The sequence below is a fragment of the Streptomyces lanatus genome (assembly GCF_014655715.1).
Classification (GTDB): Bacteria; Actinomycetota; Actinomycetes; order Streptomycetales; family Streptomycetaceae; genus Streptomyces; species Streptomyces lanatus.
This window is the reverse complement of the sequence record NZ_BNBM01000007.1, coordinates 446,190-471,641: the sequence shown is the minus strand read 5'-3', so window position 1 is coordinate 471,641 and position 25,452 is coordinate 446,190. Positions and strand designations below refer to the sequence as shown.

The window sequence follows — 25,452 nt, the reverse complement described above, 5'->3', positions numbered from 1 at the left end:
CACAGCGGCCGGGTACGCTCCGCCGGCGGAGAGGCCGTATGGGGAGGGATGCAATGTCCGGTACAGGACGAAGACTTGGGGTCGCAGCCGTCGTGGTGGGGCTGCTGGGGCTGGTGTTGGGGCTGGGCGGGCTTGCCTATGCGCGGCTCGAGCTCGGTGGGGCCGTCGTGTCGAGCGAGAGCATGACGCCGACGTATGGGCCGGGTGACCGGATCTTCTATGAGCGGACCGGCGGGGGTGAGGTGCGGCGCGGGGACGTCGTGCTGTTCTCGGCGCCTGAGCGGTACGGATTCGACGGGCTGGTGGTCAAGCGGGTCATCGGTGTGGGCGGTGATCGTGTGGCGTGCTGCACCGGGGCGGGAGCGGCCGCGCGCGTCACCGTGAACGGGAAGGCGATCGAGGAGCCGTATCTGAAAGGCGGGGAGGCCGGTGGTGGAGCCGGGGTGCCGGACTACGACGTGCGGGTTCCCGAGGGGCGGCTGTTCCTGCTGGGTGACAACCGTGCCAACGCCCGTGATTCACGGGCCTTTCCCGACGACCGGAACGGGACGTTCGCCGAGTCCGAGATCCGGGGTCGGGTGACCGACAGCTACGCCGTGCCTGCCGTCATCGGGACCGCGATCGTGCTGGGGGCCCTGCTGACGCTGACCGGGGTCGGGCTGGGGATCGCGGCGCGAGTCGTACGGAAGCGCGGACGCGCTCCGATCGCCCCGGAATGGCGGTTGCCGGGATGACGACGGGGCCCGCCGATCGGCTCGGCGGGCCCCGTCACCGTACGGGTCAGTGCTCGGCGTCGTGCTGTGCCGGTCCTCCCGGCGTCGCCTCGCGGTCGGCGCCCTTGGCCGCCTCGGCCTCGCTGTAGATGTCGGGCTCCAGGTAGATGACGCGGGCGATCGGGACCGCCTCGCGGATGCGGGCCTCGGCCGCGTCGATGGCGGAGGCGACCTCGGCGGCGGTGTCGTCGTGCTTCACCGCGATCTTGGCGGCGACCAGGAGCTCCTCAGGGCCGAGGTGGAGCGTGCGCATGTGGATGACGCGGGTGACGACATCGCCGTCGACGGCGGCGGCCTCGATCTTGCCGACCACCTCGACGTCCGCGGACTCGCCGAGCAGCAGCGACTTGGTCTCGATGGCCAGGACGACCGCGATCAGGACGAGCAGGATGCCGATGCAGACCGTGCCGATGCCGTCCCAGACGCCGTCGCCGGTGATCAGCGCCAGGCCGACGCCGCCGAGGGCGAGGACCAGGCCGACCAGCGCGCCGAGGTCCTCCAGGAGGACGACGGGCAGCTCGGGCGCCTTGGCGTGGCGGACGAACTCCTTCCAGGACTTCCTGCCCCGCAGGACGTTGGACTCCTTGATGGCCGTCCGGAAGGAGAAGGTCTCGGCGATGATCGCGAAGACGAGGACGCCGACCGGCCAGTACCAGTGCTCGACCTCGTGCGGGTGCTTGATCTTCTCGTAGCCCTCGTAGAGGGCGAACATGCCGCCGACCGAGAACAGGATGATCGAGACGAGGAAGGCGTAGATGTAGCGCTCGCGGCCGTAGCCGAAGGGGTGCTGCGGGGTCGCCTCGCGCTGGGCCTTCTTGCCGCCGACCAGCAGCAGGGCCTGGTTGCCCGAGTCGGCGAGCGAGTGCACACCCTCGGCGAGCATCGACGACGAACCGCTGAACGCGAACGCCACGAACTTCGATGCCGCGATCGCGAGGTTGGCGGCGAGTGCCGCCACGATCGCCTTGGTACCGCCTGACGCGCTCATGTGTCGCGTTGTCCCTTCACCATCGGAGCCTTCGGGGCATTCGGGCCTTCGGAGCCGCTGAGCCCGCGGGCTCGGCTTTGCCCGTCCTTTGCCGGTGGGCCATTGTTGCAGCCCGGTCCGACATTGGTGCGCCGGGTCGGCGGATGCCCTCGGTCAGGCGACGACCGTGGCCCGGAAGACCGTACCGGCACCGGACACTTCGGCCTTTTCGCCCGCCGGGACGAAGACGGAGCGGCCGGGGGTCAGCTCGTGCTCCCCGGCGCGGACGGTGCCCGCCGTGCAGAGCAGGATCTGCGGGGTGGCGCGGGTGAGGTCGTGGGCGGTGGTGCCCTCGGGGAGGACGTACCGGGACAGCCGGAACTCGTCGATCGGGGTCTCGTAGACCTCCTCGCCGTCCGGGGCGGCTTCCGGGCGCAGCACTCCCGCGTCGCCCGCCTCGAAGCGGACGATGCGCAGGAGTTCGGGGACGTCGACGTGCTTGGGGGTCAGGCCGCAGCGCAGGACGTTGTCGGAGTTGGCCATGATCTCGACGCCGAGGCCGTTCAGGTACGCGTGCGGGATGCCGGCGCCGAGGAAGAGGGCCTCGCCGGGCTGGAGGCGGACGTAGTTGAGGAGCATGGCGGCGATGACGCCGGGGTCGCCCGGGTAGTGGTGCGCGATGTCGGCGTACGCGGCGTAGTCGCCGCCGAGGCGGGAGCAGGCGGCCGCGGCCTCGGTGACGGTGTGGGCCATGTCGTCCGGGTCGGCGCTGAGGATCGCGGTGAGCACCTCGCGCAGGGCCGCGTCCTCGGGATGCGCGTGCAGCAGGTCGACGTACGGCTTGAGGGAGTCGACGCCGAGGCCGTCGAGGAGGTCGGCCGCCCGGAGCGGGTCGCGGAAGCCGCACAGGCCGTCGAACTCGGTGAGCGCGCAGATCAGTTCGGGCTTGTGGTTGGCGTCCTTGTAGTTACGGTGGCCGGCGTCGACCGGGATGCCGCGGCGCTCCTCATCCTCGTAACCCTCCTTCGCCTGCGCAAGGTTGGGGTGCACCTGGAGGGAGAGGGGGGCGCCGGCGGCGAGGATCTTGAGGAGGAAGGGGAGGCGGGGGCCGAACTTCGCGACCGCCGTCGCGCCCAGTTCGCGCTCCGGGTCGGCCTCGATCACCTCGACGAGCGTGCCGCGCCCGGTGCGCGAGGGTGCGCCCGGGTGTGCGCCCATCCACATCTCCGCCTGCGGTTCGCCGGTCGGCTCGATGCCGAGGAGCTTCGGGATCGCGGTGGTGGAACCCCAGGCGTAGGGGCGGATGGTGTTGTCGAGGCGGTCCATGCGGGTGTGTGCCTGCTCTCTGTCCGTGCGGCGCGGTCTCGTTGTGTCGGACGCGAGTTCGCCGTGCGTACGGCTGCCGGTTCCTTGCGGGTACGGCTGTCAGGGCGTCCTGGGATAGATCAGGCCCCCGAGGCGAGCGCCAGGTAAACGGCGGCGAAATCCGTGATGGCGATCAGTTCCGCGAGGGTTTCGAGCTCGTCGCCGGGCTCCGGCTCCAGCTCGCTGATCGGCGTGTCGTGGCTGAGGGCCAGGTCTCGGGCGGACGGCGCGGCGGTGAGGCCGCCGATCGGGCGGTCGCGCAGCAGCACCACGCGCGCGTGCAGAGCCGGTGTCTCCTCCACGCGGTCGCGGAAGAAGTCGTCCGGGTCGGCGCTCGCCGCGAGTCGGCCGGCCAGCAGGGCGCTGTGCGAGGCGAGGGCCTCGGGCAGTTCGGCGACCACGGCGGGATGGCCGGAGAGTTCGGCGAGCGCACCGGCGAAACGGCGGCCGGCCGGACCGGCGGAGACGCCCTCGGTCCAGATCAGCGGGAGGGCGTCGGCGAGTTCGGCGGCGAGGGTCTTGGCCGGGTTGCTGTACGTCGCGATGGCGGGGCCGCAGCGCTCGGCGATGTGGTCGAGGCGGTCGGCGACCTTCTCGACGGCGTCGGGCGGTGCGGTCAGCAGGCCGGTGCGGTCGAGGAGCGCGAGGAGCGGGGTGAGCAGCGCCCACAGGACGCCGGGGCCGGAGGCCGCGAGGGGTTCCAGGGGCTCGTCCTGCTCGTACGGGGCGGTCGCCATCGGCACGAACAGGCCGTGGTTGTCGCGCACGGCTTCGGTGAGCGGGGTGCGGGCGGGGGCCACGGCCACGACCGTGCAGCCGCGGCGGTACGCCTGTTCGGCGAGCAGGGACAGGCCCGGTTCGGTGCCGTCGGGGGTGGTGATCAGCAGCAGGTCCACGGAGCCCGCCCAGCCCGGCAGTTCCCAGCGCAGGGCGCCCGCCGCGGGGGCGACGCCTGCCGGGGCCAGTCGGGTGACGGGGCTGGTGGCGCCTGCCAGGGTGCCGAGGAGGTCGGCGACGCAGGTGGCCGCGGCGCCGGGGCCGGCGATGAGGATGGCTCGGGGACGGCCGTCCGGCTTGAGGTCGTTGACACCTGCCTCGGCGGCGAGGCGGGCGGCGGTGCGGACGCGGGCGCCGGCTTCTGCCGCGCCTCGGAGCAGGGCACGGCGGTCGGCCTCGGCGAGCGCGTCCGGCGTGTCCAGCAGCGATTCGTCGAGCATGGGCGGCAGCCTCCGATCGCCGGGTTGTCTTGTTGGCTTTTGTGAGCCGGGTGCGCCTTGGGCGGCTTGGCTTTTGTGTGCCGGGTGCGCCTTGGGCGGCGTGATGTCGTGCTACGCGGGGCGGCGGGCCTCGTCCACGAGCAGGACGGGGATGTCGTCGCGGACCGGGTAGGCCAGGCCGCAGTCCTGGCCGGTGCAGATCAGCTCGGTGTCCTGCTCCTTGAGGGGGGCGTGGCAGGCCGGGCAGGCGAGGATCTCCAGGAGGCCGGCTTCCAGCGGCATGGCGGGTCCCTTCGGGGGTGGGTGGTACGTGCGGGTGTGCGGATGTGCCTGGTCAGCGTACCGCCGGTGGGGGCGGGGTGCCGGGGTTGGGCGGGGCGGGGTTCGCCCCCGCCCCGCCCCTGCCTGTTCCGTCCTCCAGGCGCTGCTCCTGGGCTGCTCCTCAGCTGCTCGTGAGCTGCTCGTGAGCTGCTCCTGAGGGGTGCCCTCACCCTCTGATGATCGCCAACGCCTCGTCCCGGACCTTCGTCATCGTCGTCTCGTCACGGGCCTCCGCGTTCAGGCGCAGGAGGGGTTCCGTGTTGGAGGGGCGGACGTTGAACCACCAGTCGGCGGCGGTCACCGTGAGGCCGTCGAGTTCGTCGAGTTCGATGCCCTCCTGGCCCTGGTACGCGGCCTTGATCGCGGCGAGGCGGCCCGCCTGGTCGGCGACGGTGGAGTTGATCTCGCCGGAGCCGGCATAGCGGTCGTACTGGGCGACGAGGCCGGAGAGGGGGCCGTCCTGGCCGCCGAGGGCGGCGAGGACGTGGAGGGCGGCCAGCATGCCCGTGTCGGCGTTCCAGAAGTCCTTGAAGTAGTAGTGGGCGGAGTGCTCGCCGCCGAAGATCGCGCCGGACTTCGCCATCTCGGCCTTGATGAAGGAGTGGCCGACGCGGGTGCGCACAGGCGTGCCGCCGTTCTCCTTGACGACCTCCGGGACCGACCAGGACGTGATCAGGTTGTGGATGATCGTGCCCTTGCCGCCGTGCTTGGCGAGCTCGCGGGAGGCCACCAGGGCGGTGATCGCGGAGGGGGAGACCGGGGCGCCGTGCTCGTCGACGACGAAGCAGCGGTCGGCGTCGCCGTCGAAGGCGATGCCGAGGTCGGCGGATTCGTCCCGGACGCGCTGCTGGAGGTCCACGATGTTGGCCGGGTCGAGCGGGTTGGCCTCGTGGTTGGGGAACGTGCCGTCCAGCTCGAAGTACATGGGGACCACGTCGAGCGGGAGGCCGCCGAACACCGTCGGCACGGTGTGGCCGCCCATGCCGTTGCCCGCGTCCACCACGACCTTCAGGGGGCGGATGGAGGTCAGGTCGACGAGGGAGCGGAGATGGGCCGCGTAGTCCTCCAGCGTGTCGCGCTGGGTGATCGTGCCCGGCTGCGCCTTCGCGGCCGGGGCGCTCGACTCCGTCCAGTTCTCCACCAGTTCGCGGATCTCGGTCAGGCCCGTGTCCTGGCCGACCGGGGCCGCGCCCGCGCGGCACATCTTGATGCCGTTGTACTGGGCCGGGTTGTGCGAGGCCGTGAACATCGCGCCCGGCAGGTCCAGCGCGCCCGAGGCGTAGTAGAGCTGGTCCGTGGAGCACAGGCCGATCTCGGTGACGTCGACGCCCTGGGCGGCGGCTCCGCGGGCGAACGCGCGGGACAGGCCTGGGGACGACGGGCGCATGTCGTGACCGGTCACGATCGCGCTCGCTCCCGTCACCTGGACGAAGGCTGCCCCGAAGAGCTCGGCCAGCGACTCGTCCCACTGGTCCGGGACGACTCCGCGCACGTCGTACGCCTTCACGAGCTGTGACAGATCAGCAGCCACGGCCAACCCTCCTGAAAGTCCTGTCGGTCACCCCAAACTACCCGCCCGGACCGACAGTGCGCTGTGCGCCCACTGAGCGGACCCCGAGCCGTAACCTCAAGGTCAGCCTGGGCGTCAGGGCAGCATCCAGCCGAGCACCGGTGAACTCTGTCCGACCACGATCAGACACATCACCAGCAGCAGGCCCAGACTCCACGGCAGCACCCGCCGCAGCAGGTCCCCTTCCCGGCCCGCGAGCCCCACCGCCGCGCACGCGATGGTCAGGTTCTGCGGCGAGATCATCTTGCCGAGCACACCACCTGAACTGTTGGCGGCGGCCAGGAGTTCCGGCGACAGCCCCGACTCTCGGGCGGCGGTCACCTGCAACGCGCCGAACAGGGCGTTCGCGGAGGTGTCCGAGCCCGACACCGCCACCCCGAACCAGCCGAGGACCGGCGACAGGAAGGCGAGCCCGGCGCCGGCCGCCGCCACGAAGTAGCCGATGGTGGCGGCCTGCCCGGAGAGGTTCATGACGTAGGCGAGCGCCAGCACGGACGTCACGGTCAGGATGGCGAACCTCAGCTCGTGCACGGTGGCGGCCCATTCCTTGAGCGCCACGCGCGCGTGCACGCCGAGGACGACGGCCGTGCAGACCCCGGCGAGCAGCACGAGCGTGCCGCCGGTGGACACGATCGGCCAGCTGAAGACATTGCCACTGACCGGCTCGCCGTCCGGGTTCGCGACGTTCAGGAAGGGCCAGTCGAACGTCCGGGTCGCCTCGGCCAGCCAGTCCTTGACCACGGGGATCTGCGCGATGGAGAAGATCACGACGATCAGCGCGTACGGGGCGTAGGCCCGCACGACCTCCCGGCGCGGATCGTCCTCGTCCAGTTCCTCGCTGCGCGCTCCGGTCAGCACGGACGCGCGCACGGCCTCGGTGGCGGGCACACGCGCGTGCGGTACGGCGACCAGGGCGCCCGCACCGGCCAAGGCGGCGCCGATGTCGGCGAGTTGCGCGGAGACGTAGTTGGAGGCGGCGAACTGGGCGACGGCGAAGGCGAATCCGCAGACGACGGCGGGGACCCAGGTCTCCCGCAGTCCGCGCCTTCCGTCCACGAGCCCGACCAGCACGAGCGGCACCACGAGGGCCAGCAGGGGCGTCTGGCGCCCGACCACGGACGCCACGTCGTCCAGCGGCAGCCCGGTGACCTGGGCGAGCGTCACCACCGGTGTCCCCATGGCGCCGAAGGCGACGGGTGCCGTGTTGGCGACCAGCGCGACGACGGCGGCGCGGACCGGCTCAAAGCCGAGGGCCACCAGCATGACCGAGCAGATCGCGACGGGCGCCCCGAACCCGGCGAGGGCCTCAAGGAGGGCCCCGAAGCAGAAGGCGACGACGAGCGCCTGGATGCGCGGGTCGTCCGAGAGCCGCCCGAACGAGCGGCGGAGGATGTCGAAGTGCCGGGTCCGGACGGTCATCCGGTACACCCACAGGGCGTTGACGACGATCCACAGGATGGGGAAGAGCCCGAAGACGGCTCCCTGGGCGGCGCTGGAGAGCGTCTGCCCGAGCGGCATGCCGTACACGAGCCAGGCGACCAGTGCGGCCGCCAGAAGCCCTGTGAGCCCCGCGAGGTGGGCCTTCATCCGGACGCCGCCCAGCAGGACGAGCACGATCACCAGCGGCAGGGCCGCGACCAGGGCGGACAGCCCCAGCGAGCCGGCTACGGGCTCCAGTTCCTGGACGTACATGGGCGCCTCCCCGGATTCCGGCATGCGGAAATCGATTTCTCGTTCCGGCATACGGAATGGTCGTGTCCGCGACAACCCGACGTCAATGCTTGTGCATCACTCAACGAAATGAGCACACAGGAACCAACACGCAACAGGGGAGCGGGAACCGTCAGTTGTCGGGGGACCGCAGCACCCTCAGGTGCCCTCGCCGCGCGACCTCCATCGGGTCGGCCCCACGGCCACCGCCCCCGCCGGCCTCCGCCGCCCGCTCCTGCGGACGGGCCGCCTCGCGCACGGCGTTGGCCAGCGCTTCCAGGTCATCGCCGCTGGGGCGGGCCGGGGCCGAACCGTCCAGCAACCGCACGACCTCCCACCCGCGCGGGGCGGTGAGGCGCTCGGAGTGCTCGGCGCACAGGTCGTAGCAGTGGGGTTCGGCGTAGGTGGCGAGCGGGCCGAGGACCGCGGTCGAGTCGGCGTAGACGTACGTCAGCGTCGCGACGGCGGGGCGGCCGCAAGCGGTGCGCGAACAGCGACGTACAGGGCTCACGACGTTGGACGGTACCGCACTCTTGAGCGGGCCGCGACGACTCTCCCCCAGGTCACTCCACCGTGTCGTGCCGTGCGGCACCTCACACACCTCTCCCGCCCCACCCATCTGACCTGCGCAGAAGCCGCGTTCCGAGATCCCGAACACCTTCCGAAGCGATAACCACCCACCACAAACCCCATCAATTACCTCGACTTCGCCGGTCTCGGAGAGATACGGAATCGAGCCCAAGCTTGGCTGGAATGGTCATGTACCGACATGGCGTACGCACGGACGGACACAGATGAACATGGAAGGACACGGAAGAACAGCGTCCGCAGCACCCGGCCGCGATCGGACACGCACCGGCCGTGAGGACTACGCTTCGTCAGTGATGGACACCCCTGTACCGCCCCGCGCCGCCGGCCCCGGGCCCCGCCGCCGTGATCGCCACGGACGGGGCATGCGCGGCCCGATCGCACCGCCCCAGGTCCCGCTCGCCGCGAGCCGCGCCGACGCCTTCGCCGACCTGGTCCAGGACTCGGTGGAACGCCTCGAACGCCGCTGGCCCCAGCTGACCGACATCGATTTCCTGGTCCTGGAGGTCCCCCGCCTGGACGGGCGTACCTGGAACGACGAGGCGGTCCCCCTGGGCGGCACGATCGTCGCCCGCGAGGGGCGTCCCGCGCGGGTGGTCATCTACCGGCGCCCGGTGGAGATCCGCACCAAGAGCCGCGACGAACGGGCGGCCCTGGTCCACGAGGTGGTCGTGGAGCAGGTGGCCGAGCTGCTGGGCCTGACCCCGGAGACGGTCGACCCGCGCTACGGGGAGGACTGACGGGGGAGAGGGCCGGCTCAGCCCTCCCGCACTACTTCTGCAGCACGGACAGGTCCTCGTCCGCCTCCGGCACCGCCACCATCCCCCGGTCGTCCGGCAACGTCTGCACGGTGAAGCCGGACACCCCCTCCTCCGTCGCCGTCAGCGTCCGGGACGCGTACGCCGGGCCGCCCGACACCGTCTCCACCGTCAGCGCGTACGTACCCTTCAGGCCGCTCGGCACTGGTGCCTCGATCTCCTGGGTGGTACCGGACTTGATCGTGTACGTCTTCGACGCCGCCGTGCCTCCCTCGCTGCCCGCCGACGCCGTCACCCTGACCTTCGCCGTACCGGACGGCGCCGTCACGGAGAGCGTGGTGCCCTTCTCGCGGTTGTCCACCGCCGTGGCTCGCGCGCCGACGGGCCGTGTGGCCGGGATGAACGCCGTCTCCTGCTTGGCACCCTTGCCGCGAACCACCCGCAACGCCGCGACCACCGGCACGGAGCGATCCGTGGGCGTCAGCACCAGCGATCCCGCCTCGCCCCGCATCACGTCACCCAGATCCACCGCGCTCGTCATCCCGGCTCTGACATGCAATGTCTCGTTCCCGGCAGGTGTGATCGACCCGGACGGCGAAGCGAGCCGCACCTTCAGATCGGCGTCCGCCTCCCCCGGCGCGAACGCGACCAGCCGCACCGAGGTGGCGTCCTTCGGGATACCGGGCATCACCAGGCTCCCCGCCGGATCGACGGAGGCCGCCAGCCAGTCGCCGCCGAGCTTGTCGTCCAGCGCCTGCACCGAGGCGCCGACGCGACCGCTGCGCACACTCACATGCACGGTCATGTTGTCCTGCTTCTCGCTGGTGAGCGTGGACAGCAGGATCGGCTCGCCGGAGTGCGGCTGAACCGTGATCCCCTCCCCCACCGTGGTCTCCAGCGCGCCATCCTTGCCGTACAGCTCGATGTCGACGACGGCGGCGGAGTCGTCGGGGTTCGTCAGATGGACGTAGTCGGTCCGGTCCGCGGCCGTGCTCGCTCCCGGGAACCAGAACTCCGTGTCCGGCGCGGTGCAGTTGACGCCCTGCATCCCACGCCCGGTACCGGCCGCGACCTCCGTGGTCTCCTGCACGGTCCACCCGGGCGCGAACTTCCCGTCGGCGGTACCGATGAGCGCGGGCGAGTCGGCCCCGGAGACGTCCCCGGTGACCGGCGCCCCCGGCTCCTTGACCTGGAGAACGGGCTTGTCGGTCTTCCCCGGCTTCCCGGCCTTGCCACCCTTGCCCTTGCCCGGCAGCAGCTCCGCCTTGCCGTCGCTCCCCGTCCCCTTGGTGACGGGCGTGAACGAGGTGTACGTCGTCTCGGCGAGGTCCGAACTGCTCGGCGCGGGGCACACCAGACTCGTACGCTCCACCGGCAGCTCGGCGGCCGCCTTCGCGGTGTCCGCGCCCGAGACGTCCTGCGACGTCAGCGTCGCGATCCCGGTTATGACGGCGAGGGCGCCGGTGCCGGCGATCAGGGACAGGGTCGTGCGGTTCACTGCTGGCTCCCGTCGGAACGCTCACTGCCGTGCGGATGCTGCTGCGCCTGGTCGTAGGTGCCGTCGTAACCCTGCTGGTAGGTCTGGTCGTACGGGGCCGAGGGGTCGTACGTGCCCGGCTGGGGCTGACCGCCGTACGCGTACGGGTCGTACTGGCCGCCCTGGTACGGATCCGCCTGATACGCCTGGTCGTAGCCGTCGCCCGCCGGATATTGCTGGCCGCCCTGGTACTGCTCGCCGCCGTAACTGCCGTACTCGGCGCCCGCGTAGCTGGGGGTCTCCCACTCCCCGTAGGGGGTCTGCTGCGGGATTCCCGGGGCCTGGGCGGGCGGAGGTGGGAACTCCCCGCCCTGGCCGCTCTCCCCGGACTCGGAATCGGCCTCGGCCTCGGCCTGGGCGCGCAGCCGGCGGGCTCGTCGCCCCTCGCCCGCCATGGCCTCGGCCGGTACGGGCTCCTCCTCGGGCAGGTCGTCGTCGATGTCGCGCCGGCGTCCGGGCAGCGCCATCACGACGAGCACGAGGGCGAGGAAGCCCTGCGTCCACAGCCAGACGGTGTGGCCGATCGGGTCGTCGTGGGTGACGTCCAGTCTGCCGCCGTCTGCGGGCAGTTCGAAGCCCTGGGCCCAGCCGTCGACGGTGGTCGGGGTGAGCGGCTTGCCGTCGAGGGTGGCCGTCCAGCCGTCGTCGGCGCTGTCGGCGAGCCGCAGGACCCGCCCGTCGGAGCCGGCCGGGATCGTGGTGTGGATCTCCACGGGTCCGGCGGCGACCGGCGTGGGCTCGTCGGCCCCGGCGGTGGCCCCGGAATCGGCGCCGGTGACGATGGCCGCACGCGACACCTGCCGGTCGACCCGCCACAGCGCGCTGCCGTGCTGCTCGCTCAGCCGCGAGAGGCCGGGCGTGGCGTCCAGTACGCGCGTGACCTCGCGCGGAGCGCCCTTGTGGATGAGGACGTAGCGCACCGCGAACGCGCCCAGCTGGTCGGCCTGGTCGGCGCCGGAGCCGGCCACGAGGTTGGCGACGATCTTGTCGAGCCTGGTGTTCTCCCCGTCGGCCACGGCGAGTTCGGCGTCGCCGAGGCGGGCGCCGGAGCCGCGGACCAGCATGTAGCCGACGTGGGCCGCGGAGTCGCTGTCGAGGACGAGAGTGCGGGCCTGGTCGCGGGTGCCGCTCTCCTCGGCGACGAACGCGGGCACCTGCACCGGGTCGCGCCGCTCCAGCGGCCCGTCGGCGCCGCGGATCATCCAGCCGGCGGCGAGGAGCAGCGGGCCCGCGGCCGCGGCGAACGCGATCAGCGCGGCCACCGGCTGGCGCCAGCCGAAGCTCTGCTCGGCCACACGCGAGCGTGCCCCGTCGGCGCCGAGCACGGCGGCGGCCAGGAGGGCGATGCCGTAGACGAGGGTCGCGGGGCCGGCCCAGGTGGAGCTGTTGGACAGGACGGCGAAGACGAAGCCCAGCAGGGCGACCGCCCAGGCCGTCCGGACCGCCGCCTGGCGCTCGGAGCGCAGCAGGGCGGCGAGCGCGGCAAGCACGACGCCGATGAGCATCAGCCCGCTGACGGTGCCGGGGCCGCCGGGGCTGGCGCCGACCAGGTCCAGGGCGGACGCGGCCGAGGAGCCGTACTCCAGACCGGCCTCTTGGAAGAAGCCGAACGGCAGCAGCGACAGCGACCAGGGCGCGAGCACCAGCAGGGGCACGCCGAACTGGGCCAGGAAGCGCAGGCCGTACGCGGTGATGTCGGTGCGGCGCACCGCCAGCAGCCCGATGCCGAGGAGCAGCGCGATGGGCCAGATGATCGGCGCGAAGGCCGTGGCGACCGTCAGCAGTAGGGCGTAGGCCCAGGTGGCGCGCCAACTGCCACGCGTGCCCGCGCTGTTCGCCAGGCCGCTGGCCGCGATGCCCGCGCGGGCGATGAGCGGCAGCAGGATCGCGAGGACCGCGGTGCCGATGCGGCCGCCGGCGAGGGCGCCGGTGGCGGCGGGCAGGAAGGCGTAGACGACGGCCGCCCACGCGCGCAGGAGGCGCGACTCGACAAGGGGCCGGGAGGCGAAGTAGGCGGTGAATCCGGCCAGCGGTACCGAGCAGACCAGCAGGACGGTCACCGCGAGCCCGGTCGAGCCCAGCAGGGTGGAGGCGAGCATCGCCACGAGCGCGAGATACGGGGGCGCGGACGAGGTGCCGCCGGTGCCCACCGGATGCCAGGCGTCCAGGTAATGGGACCACAGCTCGCCGGACTCGGCCGGGGCGGGCAGCAGCGCGCCGCCCGCGAGGGCGCCGGTGTCGAGGAGCTCGCGGCAGGCGATCAGCGAGACGAACAGCAGCACCACGAAGAGCATCGGGCCGGGCTTGCGGGCGACGCGCTTGAGGCGCGCGAACTGTTCTATCTCCAGGAAGTCCGCGTCGTCGCCGCCGGGTCCGGACTCCACGGCGCTGCCGTGCCGTCCCGCGCCCGAGGTCACTTCGGGGTCGGAGCGGCCGACCATGCTGCTCGCGACCTGTTCGACGGTGGCCCGCACGGTCGCGCCGGGCGGCGGGAACAGGGCCCGCAGCTCGCCCTTGTCGATGACGGGCCGTCCGCGCCTGCGCCGCCCGGCGATGATCCGCTCGGGGCGCAGCAGGGTGCCCATGAGGCCGCGGATCTCGTCGAGGGCCTGTCCGGGGACCTTGCCGACGAGATAGGCGAGCGTGCGCAGCACGGTGCCGAGCACCAGGCGCAGCAGCACCCAGGGCAGCATGGCGGTACGGGTGTTGACGAGGAGGGTGTAGGCGGCGCCGGCCTTGTCGACCTTGTGCGGGGAGGCGGCCGTGCGGCCCACGCAGTCGACGGTGCGGCGCTCGCGGGAGGACGCCTCGGCGTGTCGTACGACGGCCTCGGGGGCGATGAGGACGCGGTACCCGGCGGCCGTGGCGCGCCAGCACAGGTCGACGTCGTCCCGCATGAGGGGCAGTCGCCGGTCGAACCCGCCGAGCTCGTCGAAGACATCGCGCCGGATCAGCATGCCTGCGGTGGACACGGACAGCACCGGGCGCACATGGTCGTGCTGGCCCTGGTCCTGTTCGCGGCGGTCCAGGCCGGTCCAGCGGCGGCCGGAGTGGGCGATGGTGACGCCGACCTCGAGGAGCTGGCGGCGGTCGTACCAGCCGCGCAGCTTCGGGCCAACGACGGCGACGTCGTCGCGCCCCAGCTCGTGCTCGTTCTCCACGACGCGCAGCAGCTGGGCCAGGGCGTCGGGTTCGGGGGCGCAGTCGTCGTGCAGCAGCCACAGCCACTGGACCGGCTCCCCGTGGGGGAGTTCGGGCATGTCGTAGGCGTCGTCGCGCCAGGTGCGCGTGACGGGGTCCCAGCCGCTGGGCCGCTTCAGATACGTCAGTTCGTCCGGGGTGAGGACGGGGGCCGTGCGGTTGGCCTCCTCGACGGCCTGGCCGAATCCGGTGCGCCGGGCGAGGTGCAGTACACAGTCGGCGCCGAGGGCGTCGGTGACCAGCTGCGCGGAGTGGTCCGCGCTGCCGGTGTCCGCGGCGACGGCGAACTGGGCGGGGCGCTCCTGGCCGAGCAGCCCGGCGAGCACGTCGGGCAGCCAGCGGGCGCCGTCGTGGGAGACGACGACCGCGGTGACCACATGACGTGGGAACTCGGGCGGGCGGGTCGGGTCAAACGCGGCTGCGGCAGCGGAGTCGTGCTGGGCTGCCGGGTGGCTGTGCACGGACATCGAGGTACGGGCCCCGGTTCGATGGACTGCGGTGGACGCCCGTGCCCCAAGGGGACAGCGGGGTGTCTCGGACGAGCGACCACACTATCGGCTGGGCATCACGGCGGCCCGCCGCCTGTGGATAACCCACCTGCGACGGGCCGTTCGAGACCTGTTCGAGACGTATGCGCGTGCGCGTGTACATGCGCCGGGGAAGGTGCGTGCGCGGGAGAAGCCGTCCGGTCAGACGGCCGCCTTCTTCAACCGGCGGCGCTCGCGCTCGGACAGACCGCCCCAGATTCCGAAGCGCTCGTCGTTGGCGAGGGCGTACTCGAGGCACTCGGAGCGGACCTCACAGGCGAGGCAGACCTTCTTGGCCTCGCGGGTGGAGCCGCCCTTCTCGGGGAAGAAGGACTCGGGGTCGGTCTGGGCGCACAGCGCGCGCTCCTGCCAGCCGAGTTCCTCGTCCGCGTCGTCGACCAGCAGTTGCTGCACCAGCTCGGTCATGTGCGCCCCTCGTCTGTCTTTCGCGTCCCCGTGATGTAGCCGTTACCGATTTCGGCTGAACGACACGAGTGAAATTACAAGTGTGCTGCTCCGGGCGAGTCAAGCCGAGATCTGCTATTGAGCCCCTTATTCACTCTGCGGAACCAAGGCCTAGCGGAAAGTGTTCAAATCGGCATAAACCTTGACAAGCGGACGAGACCCAGGTGGGCCTCCCGCCCCGCGCAGAGCCTGTACGGAAAAGGACGCCCAGAAGTTCGATCTCGTTGCACACACACGCGGAAGCGAAGCGGATCACAGTCGGATCACAGGATCACAACGACGCTCGTGCGCCCGGTTGTGCGCCATGTGTCCCGCCTGATCCATGAACAAACCTTTCGCCATACAGATGAACCGGATGAGGTGAAACCTGTCCCACAGAGCGGGCGCCGAGTTGACAGCCAAGGGTGCAAACCGATGTTCTTGTGGGCATGCTCGCGAACTCGGCACTCACCTCGACCCGCACCGCCGGGTCCCACGGTGCTGCCCGCGCGCGCTGTAGCTGTTGCTGTCCCAGCTGTTGAGCCCACCCGCTCCGGCTGGCGGCCGAGTCACCCGTCATCTCGGCCTCCGTTCCCTCTGACCTTCTTTCACTGAGGAACCACCGCAACCCATGAACAGCGACAGCGACCTCCAGATCGCCGGCGACATCCTCGAAGTCCCGCACCTCCTCCAGCCACCGCGCGAGCACCCGGCCACCGTCGCCGACTTCGTCGGCCTGGCCCGCTCCATCGCCGCCGACCGCTCCCAGTGGGAGCACCTCGTCCAGTACGACGCCACCTCCCGCTGGTACCACCGGCTGCGCACCGGCCCCGGCTACGAGGTGTGGCTGCTGTCCTGGGTCCCCGGACAGGGCAGCGGGCTGCACGACCACGGCCGCTCCTCCGGCGTACTGACCGTCCTGGACGGCACGCTGACCGAGCGCACGGAACGGGGCACGCGCGCGTTGGCGGCGGGAGCGCAGCGGGTGTTCGCGCCGGGGTACGCCCACGAAGTCGTCAACGACGCGCTGGAGCCGGCGGTGAGCCTGCACGTGTACTACCCGGGCCTGACCGAGATGCCGATGCACACGACCACGGCGTGCGAGGCGCGTCCGGTGACTGCCTGACCCGTTGTCGTACCCGCCTGCAAGACTTGGCCCCATGCGAATCGTGGTTCTGGCAGGCGGCATCGGCGGTGCCCGTTTTCTGCGCGGTCTGAAGAAGGCCGTGCCGGACGCGGACATCACGGTCATCGGCAACACCGGGGACGACATCCACCTCTTCGGCCTGAAGGTCTGCCCGGACCTCGACACGGTGATGTACACGCTGGGCGGCGGCATCAACGAGGAACAGGGCTGGGGCCGGGCCGACGAGACCTTCCACCTCAAGGAGGAGCTCGCGGCGTACGGCGTGGGACCGGAGTGGTTCGGGCTCGGCGACCGGGACTTCGCCACGCACATCGTGCGGACGCAGATGATCGGCGCCGGATATCCGCTCAGCGCGGTGACGGAGGCGCTGTGCGACCGCTGGAAGCCCGGCGTCCGGCTCATCCCCATGACCGACGACCGCGTCGAGACCCATGTCGCCGTCGTGGAGGAGGGCGAGCGCAAGGCCGTCCACTTCCAGGAGTACTGGGTACGGCTGCGGGCCTCGGTGCCGGCGGAGGCGATCGTGCCGGTCGGGGCGGAGCAGGCCAAGCCCGCGCCGGGCGTCCTGGAGGCGATCGCCGAGGCCGACGTCATCGTCTTCCCGCCGTCCAACCCGGTCGTCTCGGTCGGCACGATCCTCGCCGTGCCCGGCATCCGCGAGGCGATCGCCGACGCGGGCGTGCCGGTCGTCGGGCTCTCCCCGATCGTCGGGGACGCGCCCGTGCGCGGGATGGCGGACAAGGTGCTCGCGGCGGTCGGCGTGGAGTCGACGGCCGCGGCGGTCGCCGAGCACTACGGCTCGGGACTCCTCGACGGCTGGCTCGTGGACACCGTGGACGCGGGCACCGTGGAGCGCGTCGAGGCGGCCGGGATCCGGTGCCGGGCCGTACCGCTGATGATGACCGACCTCGACGCCACCGCGCGGATGGCCCGTGAGGCGCTGGCGCTGGCGGAGGAGGTGCGGGGGATTTGAGCGAGGTGTCTGCCGGCGGTTACCGGGTCTGGGCCGTCTCCGGGATTCCCGAGGTCCAGCAGGGCGACGACCTCGCCAAACTGATCGCCGCGGCCGAACCCGGCCTCGTCGACGGTGACGTACTCCTGGTCACCTCGAAGATCGTCTCCAAGGCGGAGGGGCGGATCGTCGAGGCGGCCGACCGGGAGTCCGCCATCGACGCGGAGACGGTCCGGGTCGTGGCGCGCCGCGGCATGCTGCGCATCGTCGAGAACCGGCAGGGCCTGGTGATGGCCGCCGCCGGCGTCGACGCCTCCAACACACCCGCCGGGACCGTGCTGCTGCTGCCCGAGGACCCGGACGCGTCCGCGCGGGCGATCCGCGACGGGCTGCGCGACGCCCTGGGCGTGGAGGTCGGCGTCGTGGTCACGGACACCTTCGGCCGACCGTGGCGCTCCGGACTCACCGATGTCGCGATCGGCGCCGCGGGCGTGCGTGTGCTGGACGATCTGCGTGGCGGCACGGACGCGTACGGCAATCCGCTCAGCGCCACCGTCGTGGCGACCGCCGACGAACTCGCCGCCGCCGGGGATCTGGTCAAGGGCAAGGCCGCCGGGCTGCCGGTCGCCGTCGTGCGTGGCCTCGCGCACACGGTGGCCGAGGACGACGGGGCGGGGGCGCGGGCCCTGGTGCGCGGCGCGCGGGACGACATGTTCCGGCTGGGCACCTCGGAGGCGGTACGGGAGGCGGTGACCCAGCGCCGTACGGTACGGGCGTTCACGGACGACGCCGTCGACCCCGGGGCCGTACGGCGAGCGGTCGCCGCGGCCGTCACGGCGCCGGCGCCGCATCACACGACGCCCTGGCGGTTCGTGCTGCTGGAGTCGGCGGAGTCCCGGACGCGGCTGCTCGACGCGATGCTGGACGCGTGGATCGCCGATCTGCGGCGGGACGGCAAGAGCGAGGAGTCCATCGCCAAGCGGGTACGGCGCGGCGATGTGCTGCGCGACGCGCCGTATCTGGTGGTGCCTTGTCTGGTCATGGACGGGGCGCATACGTACGGGGACGCGCGGCGGGATACCGCCGAGCGGGAGATGTTCGTCGTCGCCGCCGGAGCTGGGGTACAGAACTTCCTGGTCGCGCTGGCCGGGGAGCGGCTCGGGTCGGCCTGGGTGTCGTCGACGATGTTCTGCCGGGATGTGGTGCGGGGGGTGCTCGGGCTGCCGGAGGGCTGGGATCCGATGGGGGCGGTGGCGGTCGGGCATGCGGCGGAGGAGCCTCGGGCTCGGCCTGAGCGGGATGCGGGGGGATTCATCGAGGTGCGCTGATCCGCGCCTGCTCTCGTTCGACCGCGCCTACGCTCGTAGGGCGCCTCCCGTACCTCCGTACCTCCGTACCTCTTAGGACCTCATCCGTGGCAGGACGATTCGCTCCGCGGCCCACGCGTACGACCGTGCGTGGTGGGCATGTCGCCGTGCCCGGTGGGATGCCTCGGCAAGGGGGGCAGGGGGCTCCTGTTCCTGGCCCCGGGCGGGTGCGGAGGTGGGTGCCGGACGGGCCGCTCGATCTTGGGCTGGTGTTGGGGCCGTTGCGGCGGGGGCCCGGGGATCCTACGTTCCGGGCTATGCCGGACGGGTCCGTGTGGCGGGCCTGTCTTACGCCCGCCGGGCCCGGGACGCTGCGGGTCGGCGTGTGCGCGGGCGAGGTACGGGGTGAGGCGTGGGGGCCGGGGGCGGAGTGGCTGCTGGAGCGGTTGCCGGAGCTGCTCGGGGCCGCTGATGATCCGTCCGTGTTCGTGCCTCGGCATCGGGTGGTGGCCATGGCTCGGCATCGGCGGCCGGGGTTGCGGTTGACGCGGACCGGGCTGGTGCTGGAGTCGTTGATTCCGTCGGTGCTCGAACAGAAGGTCACCACCGATGAGGCGTATCGGGCGTGGCGGTTGCTGGTGCGGAAGTACGGGGAGCCGGCGCCGGGGCCCGTGCCCGGGCGGATGTGTGTGATGCCGGATGCGCGGACCTGGGCGTTGATTCCGTCCTGGGAGTGGCATCGGGCCGGGGTCGACAACAAGCGGGCGGCGACGATTCTGCGGGCCGTGCGGGTTGCTTCGCGGATGGAGGAGGCTGTGCGGATGCCTCCGGCTGAGGCGCAGGCTCGGTTGGAGGTTGTGCCGGGGATCGGGCCGTGGACGTCCGCGGAGGTTGTGCAGCGTAGTCATGGGGCGGCGGATGCGGTGACGGTGGGGGATCTGCATCTGCCGGGGATCGTGGGGTTTGCGCTTGTGGGGGATCGGGGGGCGGATGACTCCGTGATGCTGGAGTTGTTGGAGCCGTATGCGGGGCAGCGGCATCGGGCGGCTCGGTTGATTTTGTTGAGTGGGCGGGTGCCGGGGCGGCGGGCGCCGCGGATGCCTCGGGGGGATATTGGGGGGTTGTGAGGTTTTTTCCTCGCCCCCGCCGCCCCTACCCGTCCCATCCCCAGGGGCTCCGCCCCTTCGACCCCGGACGTGCTTCTGGGGGCTGCGCCCCCAGACCCCGCTGCCGGCCCTGAACGGGCCTTGTCCTCAAACGCCGGACGGGCTGAGAGATGCGGACCGGCGCTGAGGAGTGGCCGGTCGCTGCAAGTACCGCCCCCAACGGGCGGGTGGGGGTTAGGGATGGCGGGATCCCGTCCTCGAACACCGGACCGGCTGAGAACGCCGACCGGCGTTCGAGGAGTGGCCGGTCGCTGCAAGTACCGCCCCCAACGGGTGGGCGGGGGTCAGGGATGGCCCGGTCTTGTTCTCGAACGCCGGACGGGCCGAAGGATGCCGAACGGCGCTGATAAGCAGCCCCTCGCTGCAAGTACCGCCCCCAACGGGTGGGTGAGGGTTACGGATGGCGGGATCCCGTCCTCGAACGCCGGACAGGCCGAAGGGTGCCGACCGGCGCTGAGACGTGGCCCCTCGCTGCAAGTACCACCGCTCAGGAAACCGGTAGTGGCCCGTCCTCGGATGTCGGACGGGCCGGGGGATGTCAGCGTGTTGGTGGCTGCTCTACAGGTCCGGGGAGAAGCGGAGCGCTCCTGCTGGTATGCGGGCGTCGCACCAGACCCTTGCGCCCTCCATCAGCTCGTTGTCGGCGCCGATCACCGCGCCGTCGCCGATGACTGTGCCGGTGAGGACCGAGCGTTCGCCTACGCGGGCCCGGGTGCCGATGAGGGAGTCGGTGATGATGGCGCCGGGTTCGATGACGGCGCCCGGGAGGATGGTGCTGCCGGAGAGTCGGGCGCCCTCCGCCACGAAGGCGCCCTCGCCGACCACTGTGCCGCCTGTCAGTTTGGCGTCGGGGGCCACTCGGGCCGTCGGGAGGATCAGGCGGTCGCCGCAGCGGCCGGGGACCGCGGGGGACGGAGCGCGGCCGAGGACCAGGTCCGCGGAGCCGCGGACGAAGGCGGCGGGAGTGCCCAGGTCCAGCCAGTAGGTCGAGTCGACCATGCCCTGGAGGTGGGCTCCGGCCGACAGGAGGTCCGGGAAGGTCTCGCGTTCCACCGAGACCGGGCGGCCCGCCGGGATCGTGTCGATGACCGAGCGGCGGAAGACGTACGCGCCCGCGTTGATCTGGTCGGTGACGATCTCCTCGGGGGTCTGCGGCTTCTCCAGGAACGCCGTGACCCGGCCCGTGTCGTCGGTGGGGACCAGGCCGTACGCCCGTGGGTCCGTCACCTTCGTGAGGTGGAGGGAGACGTCGGCGCTCGTTGTTTCGTGCGTGTGGATCAGGGTCCTGATGTCCAGGCCCGTCAGGATGTCGCCGTTGAAGATCAGGACCGGGTCATCGGGGGCCGAGTGGAGACGGGAGGCCACGTTTCGGATCGCCCCGCCCGTGCCGAGGGGCTCGTCCTCCGTCACGTACTCCAAGTGCAGGCCCAGCGCCGAGCCGTCGCCGAAGTACGGCTCGAAGACCTCGGCCAGATACGACGTCGCCAGGACTATGTGGTCCACCCCGGCCGCTCTCGCTCTCGCCAGCTGATGCGTGAGGAACGGGACCCCTGCCGCCCTGACCATGGGCTTCGGTGTGTGCACGGTGAGCGGACGCAGCCGAGTGCCCTTGCCGCCGACCAGAAGGATCGCTTCTGTCACCTGTCGTCTCTGCTTCCTGCCGGGACCGGCCGAACTGTCTGTCGGCCGGCCAGTTTATGCAGACCGTTGTGCGGCGTCCGAGACGGCAATCAAGTCCCCCCGCTGGCCCCCGCTGGCCCTTTGCCGACCACCCGTATATCCCTGAAATGTGCTGTATGTCCAGCGCTTCAGCGACCCTGGTAGTGGGCCGCCGACGCGCGGGCCGAGCCGAGTCTGCGGTAGAGCTGCCAGCCGGGGCACTCGGTGGCGAAGCTGTCACGATGACCGGAGACGACATTGAGTCGTACGGTCTTTCCCTTTCTGTACAGATTGCCACTCCCGCCGCCGGACGTCAGGTACGTCTTTCCACGCGGGTTGGCCCCGTAGAGCCCCAACTTCCAGGCCGTGAGCCGGGCGATGGCCCGCAGCGTGGCGGCGGTCGGCTTCTTCGCGCCGTAGCTGCCGAGAACGGCGATCCCCATGCTGTTGGAGTTGAAACCGAGCGTGTGGGCGCCCAGGACCGGCTTCGCCACTCCCCCGGCGCGGCCCTCGTAGATGTTTCCGCACTTGTCGACGAGGAAGTTGTAGCCGATGTCGCGCCAGCGCATGCTCATGACGTGGTAGCGGTAGATACCGCGAATGAGCGAGGGTGCCTGCGTGCACCAGTAGTTGCCGGACGCCGTGTGATGCACGAAGGCGGCCTTCACCTTCTGCGTGTAGGCGAACTGCCGCTCCCGCCAGCTCTCGTCGGCACCCCAGCCGCGCCGTGTGACGATGCGCGGGCGCGGCCCGATGTACGGCTTGGCCCGCTGCTCCGCGGTCAGCTCACTGCCGCGCAGGGCGAGGAGTTCCCGCTCGGTGTCGGCGCGGTCCAGGGCGGGGATCTGGGCGGCGCCCAGGGGCGCGAGTTGGGCGTTGGCGGCGGAGGCGGCCAGGGCGTCGGCGGACATGGTGTTGCCGCCGGTTCCGGACGTACCGCTGGTTCCGGGGTTCAGCGAGCCCGGGCGGGCGGCTCCTGGCTCGCCCCGTACGGGGGCGGGGTCGCCGGGGTCGACGAGTTCGAGGTGCAGGCCTTCCGGGAGTTCTTGGGATGCGGACAGCGGAGTGATGGCCGAGGGGATCACCTTGGAGTCGTCGCCGCCGTACAGGCCCTCCTCGGGCTGGGGCTCGGCGTGCTCCGCGGCTTCGGCGGTGACCCGGACCTCCACGCCGTCCGACTCCCCGACCCACAGGGGTGCCGTGGCGCCGCGCACTCCGTCGTCGGCCGCCTGGGCGGCTTCGGCGGTGTCCGGGTCGGCCGCGTGCTCGGCGTTGTGCGTCTCGACGTCCCGCCAGCCGGACCAGGTGCCGCTGCCGACCGCGCGGGTGCGGACCTGGACACGGCCGTGCAGTTCGGTCTGAGGGTCGTCCCAGACGACACCGACGAGGGAGAAGTGATTCACGTCGCGGCGGGGCAGCCCCTGTTCGGCGGGGGCACCGGCGGCACGCTCACGGTCGAGGGGGGCGAGAGGCAGCGACTGGGTGCTGCCGGGGAGGTAGGACTCGACGTCCGCACGCCGCACCGCCGACCCGGCCACCGTCCCCCGGCTTGCGGCGGTTTCCGCTCCGAGCGACGGCCTGGCGGACGCCGCGACGGCGGGTGGGGTGAGCGGGAGGGCGAGGGCGACCGCGCACGTGACACCGATCGAAGAAGCAAGGAATCCACGCATGCTCTTGATGTTGGACAAAGTCATACAAACCTGTCCATCGGGGAACTGACGTCGCATCGGCTCGCGGCTCCGCCGAACCGGTGGCGCCCGGACCACCCGCAGGGGGGTGCGGGTGGGCGCCTGCGCGTAACCTTGCGCGGGTGAACGCCACCGATCGCACCCCTGCCGACCTGCTGCGTTCCGCGCTCGCCGCGGATGCCGGACGCCCCCTGGTGACCTTCTACGACGACGCCACCGGGGAACGCGTCGAATTGTCCGTGGCCACCCTCGCCAATTGGGTGGCCAAGACCGCGAATCTGCTCCAGGGCGATCTGGGGGCGGGGCCGGGCGACAGGGTCACGCTGCTGCTGCCCGCGCACTGGCAGACGGCGGTATGGCTGCTGGCGTGTTCGTCGGTGGGCACGATCGCGGACGTCGGCGGGGATCCGGCGTCGGCGGACGTGGTGGTCAGCGGGCCGGACGGGCTGGAGGCGGCGCGGGCGTGCCGGGGTGAGCGGGTGGCCTTGGCGCTACGGCCGCTGGGGGGACGTTTCCCACAGCCGCCGGCCGGCTTCGCCGACTACGCGGTCGAGGTCCCGAGCCAGGGTGACCGTTTCGCGCCCTATGCGCCGGTCGATCCCGAGGATCCGGCGCTGATCGTGGCCGGCCGGGAGTTCAGCGGCGCCGAACTCGTCGAGCGCGCCCGAGCGGAGGCCCCGACGCTCGGCCTCACGGGCCCCGGCTCACGGATCCTCTCCACCCTGCCGTACGACACCTGGGAGGGCCTCAACGCCGGCCTGTACGGCGCCCTCGCCACCGGCGGCTCCGTGGTGCTGTGCCGGAACGTCGACGCCCTGCCGGAGGACGCCCTGGCCAAGCGCGTCGAGACGGAACGGGTGACGACGACGGCACGCTAGCGCCGAGCGCCGACCAGGGGTGGGTCGCGCAGCCCGGCGCTAACGGGTTGCCGCCCGCGCCCACCCGTGCCGCCCCAGCGGCACGACTGCCCGCGGCTGGACGCATTGGCTGCGGGCACGTCGTGGCTGATCGCGCAGTTCCCCGCGCCCCTAGGGGGTTGCAGGCGCCCACGGCCGTAAGGGGACGCGTCGGGGGGTGTCCGCCCGCAGCGGCGGGCGTCAACGAACGCCCGCCTCCCTGCCGTAGGGCAACCGCCCGACCGAGGACGGATACCCCCCGGCGCGGCCCCGACCCACGACGAACCACAGGGCGCTACACGCACCCCCAATCAGACAAGCAGGCCGCCGCAGGCATCCCCCGCCCAACCGCCGGAGGCACCCGTCACCCATTCAGCCCACCACCACCCACCCCCCACCCCCCATCCAAGCCATGGTCGTAACAGCAGCCCACACCACACGCAGCACGCATTGAGGGGTGGACCCAGCCGTGACCGACACCGCACGTGCGCGCAGGGGGCTACGGCGTTGGATTCGGCGAGGGGGGCTGGGGGTCGGGGCTCTGTTGGTCGTCGCCGGTGGGATCGGCTGGGGCGTCTACGCGAAGCTCGACGCCAACATCACCCCCGACGAGGCCGCCGCCGCCGAACTCGCCCGGTACGAGAAGGAGCGCCCCACGTCACTGGTGCACGGCGCGCAGAACATCCTCGTCATCGGCTCGGACTCGCGCGCCGGCAGCGGTAACCGCCGCTACGGCCAGGACTCCGGAACCGAGCGCTCCGACACCGCCATCCTGCTGCACCTCTCGGCCGACCGCCGCAGCGCCACCGCCGTATCGATACCCCGCGACCTCATGGTCGACGTCCCCGACTGCCGCCGCCCGGACGGCACCCGCACCAAACCGATGTTCGCGATGTTCAACTACGCCTTCCAGATGGGCGGCTCGGCCTGCACCATCCGCACCGTGGAGCGGCTCACCGACATTCGCATGGACCACCACATGGTCGTCGACTTCCACGGCTTCAAGGAGATGGTCGACGCCCTCGACGGCGTCCAGATCTGCCTCGCGAAGCCGATCAGGGACAAGGCCGCCAAGCTCAGGCTCCCGGCCGGGAAAGTGACCCTCGACGGCGAGCAGGCCCTCGGCTACGTCCGCGCCCGCAAATCCCTCGGCAACGGCAGCGACACCGACCGTATGGACCGCCAGCAGCGCTTCCTCGCGGCGCTCGTGCACAAGGTGCAGAGCAATGACGTACTGCTCAATCCGGTCCGGCTGTATCCCGTCCTCGACGCCGCGACGTCGTCCCTGACCACGGACCCGGCTCTGGCCAGCTTGCGTGGTTTGTACGAACTCGTGCGCGGGGTGCGCGACATCCCCACCGAACGCGTGCAATTCCTCACGGTTCCCAGAGAGTCGTACATCTACAACTCCAATCGCGACCAGCTCGTGGAGCCCGAGGCGGAGCGGCTCTTCCAGCGGCTGCGTACCGACACTCCGGTGGAAGTCACTGATTCGTCCGGAATGCACCCGGGATCTCCGCGGCATCCCGCCCGCCCGGACGAGCCTTCCGACCCCACTCCCCCGGCACCCACCTTCCGCGGCAGCACGGCAGCCGAGAACCCCTGCGGGTAAAGCGCTCACCAAGTCGGCGAACCCCACTCCAAAGAAATGCGGCGGAT

20 protein-coding genes are annotated in these 25,452 nt (G+C 71.6%); 8 read left to right on the top strand and 12 right to left on the bottom strand.

Translation table 11 applies throughout. From position 1 onward, the window contains the following. Window positions 1–53 precede the first annotated feature (53 nt). Window positions 54–734 (top strand): signal peptidase I, encoded by a 681-nt coding sequence (gene lepB / locus IE325_RS21775; protein ID WP_190071634.1) that lies wholly within the window; start codon window positions 54–56, stop codon window positions 732–734. Window positions 735–780: 46 nt separating this feature from the next. On the opposite strand, the gene IE325_RS21770 is transcribed toward lepB, so the two are convergent. The 7 genes from IE325_RS21770 to IE325_RS21740 all read right to left on the bottom strand — a co-directional run bounded on the left by IE325_RS21770 (window position 781) and on the right by IE325_RS21740 (window position 8,434). Further along, a complete protein-coding gene (locus IE325_RS21770; protein ID WP_190071633.1) occupies window positions 781–1,761 on the bottom strand; it encodes a cation diffusion facilitator family transporter in 981 nt (326 codons plus the stop codon). A gap of 153 nt (window positions 1,762–1,914) precedes the next feature. Further along, on the bottom strand, window positions 1,915–3,066 hold the full coding sequence (gene manA / locus IE325_RS21765; RefSeq protein ID WP_190071632.1) for a mannose-6-phosphate isomerase, class I: 1,152 nt from the start codon (window positions 3,064–3,066) through the stop codon (window positions 1,915–1,917). 119 nt (window positions 3,067–3,185) lie between these two features. Further along, a complete protein-coding gene (locus IE325_RS21760; RefSeq protein ID WP_190071631.1) occupies window positions 3,186–4,322 on the bottom strand; it encodes an SIS domain-containing protein in 1,137 nt (378 codons plus the stop codon). Window positions 4,323–4,433: 111 nt separating this feature from the next. After that, window positions 4,434–4,604, bottom strand: coding sequence for a Trm112 family protein (locus IE325_RS21755; RefSeq protein WP_133046004.1), 171 nt, complete (start codon window positions 4,602–4,604; stop codon window positions 4,434–4,436). Between the two features lie 205 nt (window positions 4,605–4,809). Then, a complete protein-coding gene (locus tag IE325_RS21750) occupies window positions 4,810–6,174 on the bottom strand; it encodes a phosphomannomutase/phosphoglucomutase (protein ID WP_190071630.1) in 1,365 nt (454 codons plus the stop codon). 114 nt (window positions 6,175–6,288) lie between these two features. Then, window positions 6,289–7,905 carry an L-lactate permease gene (locus tag IE325_RS21745; RefSeq protein WP_190071629.1) on the bottom strand — a complete coding sequence of 539 codons (1,617 nt, stop codon included), beginning with the start codon at window positions 7,903–7,905 and terminating at the stop codon, window positions 6,289–6,291. Between the two features lie 151 nt (window positions 7,906–8,056). Continuing rightward, window positions 8,057–8,434, bottom strand: coding sequence for a DUF3499 domain-containing protein (locus IE325_RS21740; RefSeq protein WP_228044524.1), 378 nt, complete (start codon window positions 8,432–8,434; stop codon window positions 8,057–8,059). A 373-nt stretch (window positions 8,435–8,807) separates the two neighbouring features. On the opposite strand from IE325_RS21740, the gene IE325_RS21735 reads away from it, so the two are divergent. After that, entirely contained in the window at window positions 8,808–9,251 is a 444-nt protein-coding gene (locus IE325_RS21735) for a metallopeptidase family protein (RefSeq protein WP_190071676.1), read from the top strand. Window positions 9,252–9,282: 31 nt separating this feature from the next. Here IE325_RS21735 and IE325_RS21730 read toward each other — a convergent pair whose 3' ends face one another. The 3 genes from IE325_RS21730 to IE325_RS21720 form a co-directional block, all read right to left on the bottom strand. Next, window positions 9,283–10,767 (bottom strand): DUF5719 family protein, encoded by a 1,485-nt coding sequence (locus tag IE325_RS21730; protein ID WP_190071628.1) that lies wholly within the window; start codon window positions 10,765–10,767, stop codon window positions 9,283–9,285. After that, the gene (locus tag IE325_RS21725; RefSeq protein WP_190071627.1) at window positions 10,764–14,474 is read right to left on the bottom strand and encodes a glycosyltransferase family 2 protein; all 3,711 of its coding nucleotides are present in this window, start codon (window positions 14,472–14,474) and stop codon (window positions 10,764–10,766) included. Before IE325_RS21725 ends, IE325_RS21730 begins: the two co-directional genes overlap by 4 nt. A 222-nt stretch (window positions 14,475–14,696) precedes the next feature. Continuing rightward, window positions 14,697–14,960, bottom strand: a complete 264-nt coding sequence (locus IE325_RS21720) for a WhiB family transcriptional regulator (protein WP_003975777.1) — start codon at window positions 14,958–14,960, stop codon at window positions 14,697–14,699. A 649-nt stretch (window positions 14,961–15,609) separates the two neighbouring features. On the opposite strand from IE325_RS21720, the gene IE325_RS21715 reads away from it, so the two are divergent. The 4 genes from IE325_RS21715 (at window position 15,610) to IE325_RS21700 (ending at window position 19,511) form a co-directional block, all read left to right on the top strand. Then, entirely contained in the window at window positions 15,610–16,104 is a 495-nt protein-coding gene (locus IE325_RS21715) for a cysteine dioxygenase (protein WP_190071626.1), read from the top strand. Window positions 16,105–16,138: 34 nt separating this feature from the next. Further along, entirely contained in the window at window positions 16,139–17,098 is a 960-nt protein-coding gene (gene cofD / locus IE325_RS21710; RefSeq protein WP_190071625.1) for a 2-phospho-L-lactate transferase, read from the top strand. After that, window positions 17,095–18,405: a coenzyme F420-0:L-glutamate ligase gene (locus IE325_RS21705; RefSeq protein ID WP_190071624.1), complete on the top strand. Its 1,311-nt coding sequence runs from the start codon at window positions 17,095–17,097 to the stop codon at window positions 18,403–18,405. Before cofD ends, IE325_RS21705 begins: the two co-directional genes overlap by 4 nt. Window positions 18,406–18,491: 86 nt before the next feature. Beyond that, complete coding sequence (locus IE325_RS21700) at window positions 18,492–19,511, top strand: DNA-3-methyladenine glycosylase family protein (RefSeq protein ID WP_190071623.1); 1,020 nt, start codon at window positions 18,492–18,494, stop codon at window positions 19,509–19,511. Between the two features lie 597 nt (window positions 19,512–20,108). On the opposite strand, the gene manB is transcribed toward IE325_RS21700, so the two are convergent. Further along, window positions 20,109–21,191, bottom strand: coding sequence for a mannose-1-phosphate guanylyltransferase (manB, locus tag IE325_RS21695; protein WP_190071622.1), 1,083 nt, complete (start codon window positions 21,189–21,191; stop codon window positions 20,109–20,111). 167 nt (window positions 21,192–21,358) lie between these two features. Further along, a complete protein-coding gene (locus IE325_RS21690) occupies window positions 21,359–22,879 on the bottom strand; it encodes a peptidoglycan recognition protein family protein (RefSeq protein WP_190071621.1) in 1,521 nt (506 codons plus the stop codon). 140 nt (window positions 22,880–23,019) lie between these two features. Here IE325_RS21690 and IE325_RS21685 point away from each other — a divergent pair, with 140 nt between their 5' ends. Beyond that, window positions 23,020–23,775, top strand: coding sequence for a TIGR03089 family protein (locus tag IE325_RS21685; protein ID WP_190071620.1), 756 nt, complete (start codon window positions 23,020–23,022; stop codon window positions 23,773–23,775). A 487-nt stretch (window positions 23,776–24,262) separates the two neighbouring features. Then, window positions 24,263–25,405 carry an LCP family protein gene (locus IE325_RS21680; RefSeq protein WP_373315194.1) on the top strand — a complete coding sequence of 381 codons (1,143 nt, stop codon included), beginning with the start codon at window positions 24,263–24,265 and terminating at the stop codon, window positions 25,403–25,405. Window positions 25,406–25,452 lie beyond the last annotated feature (47 nt).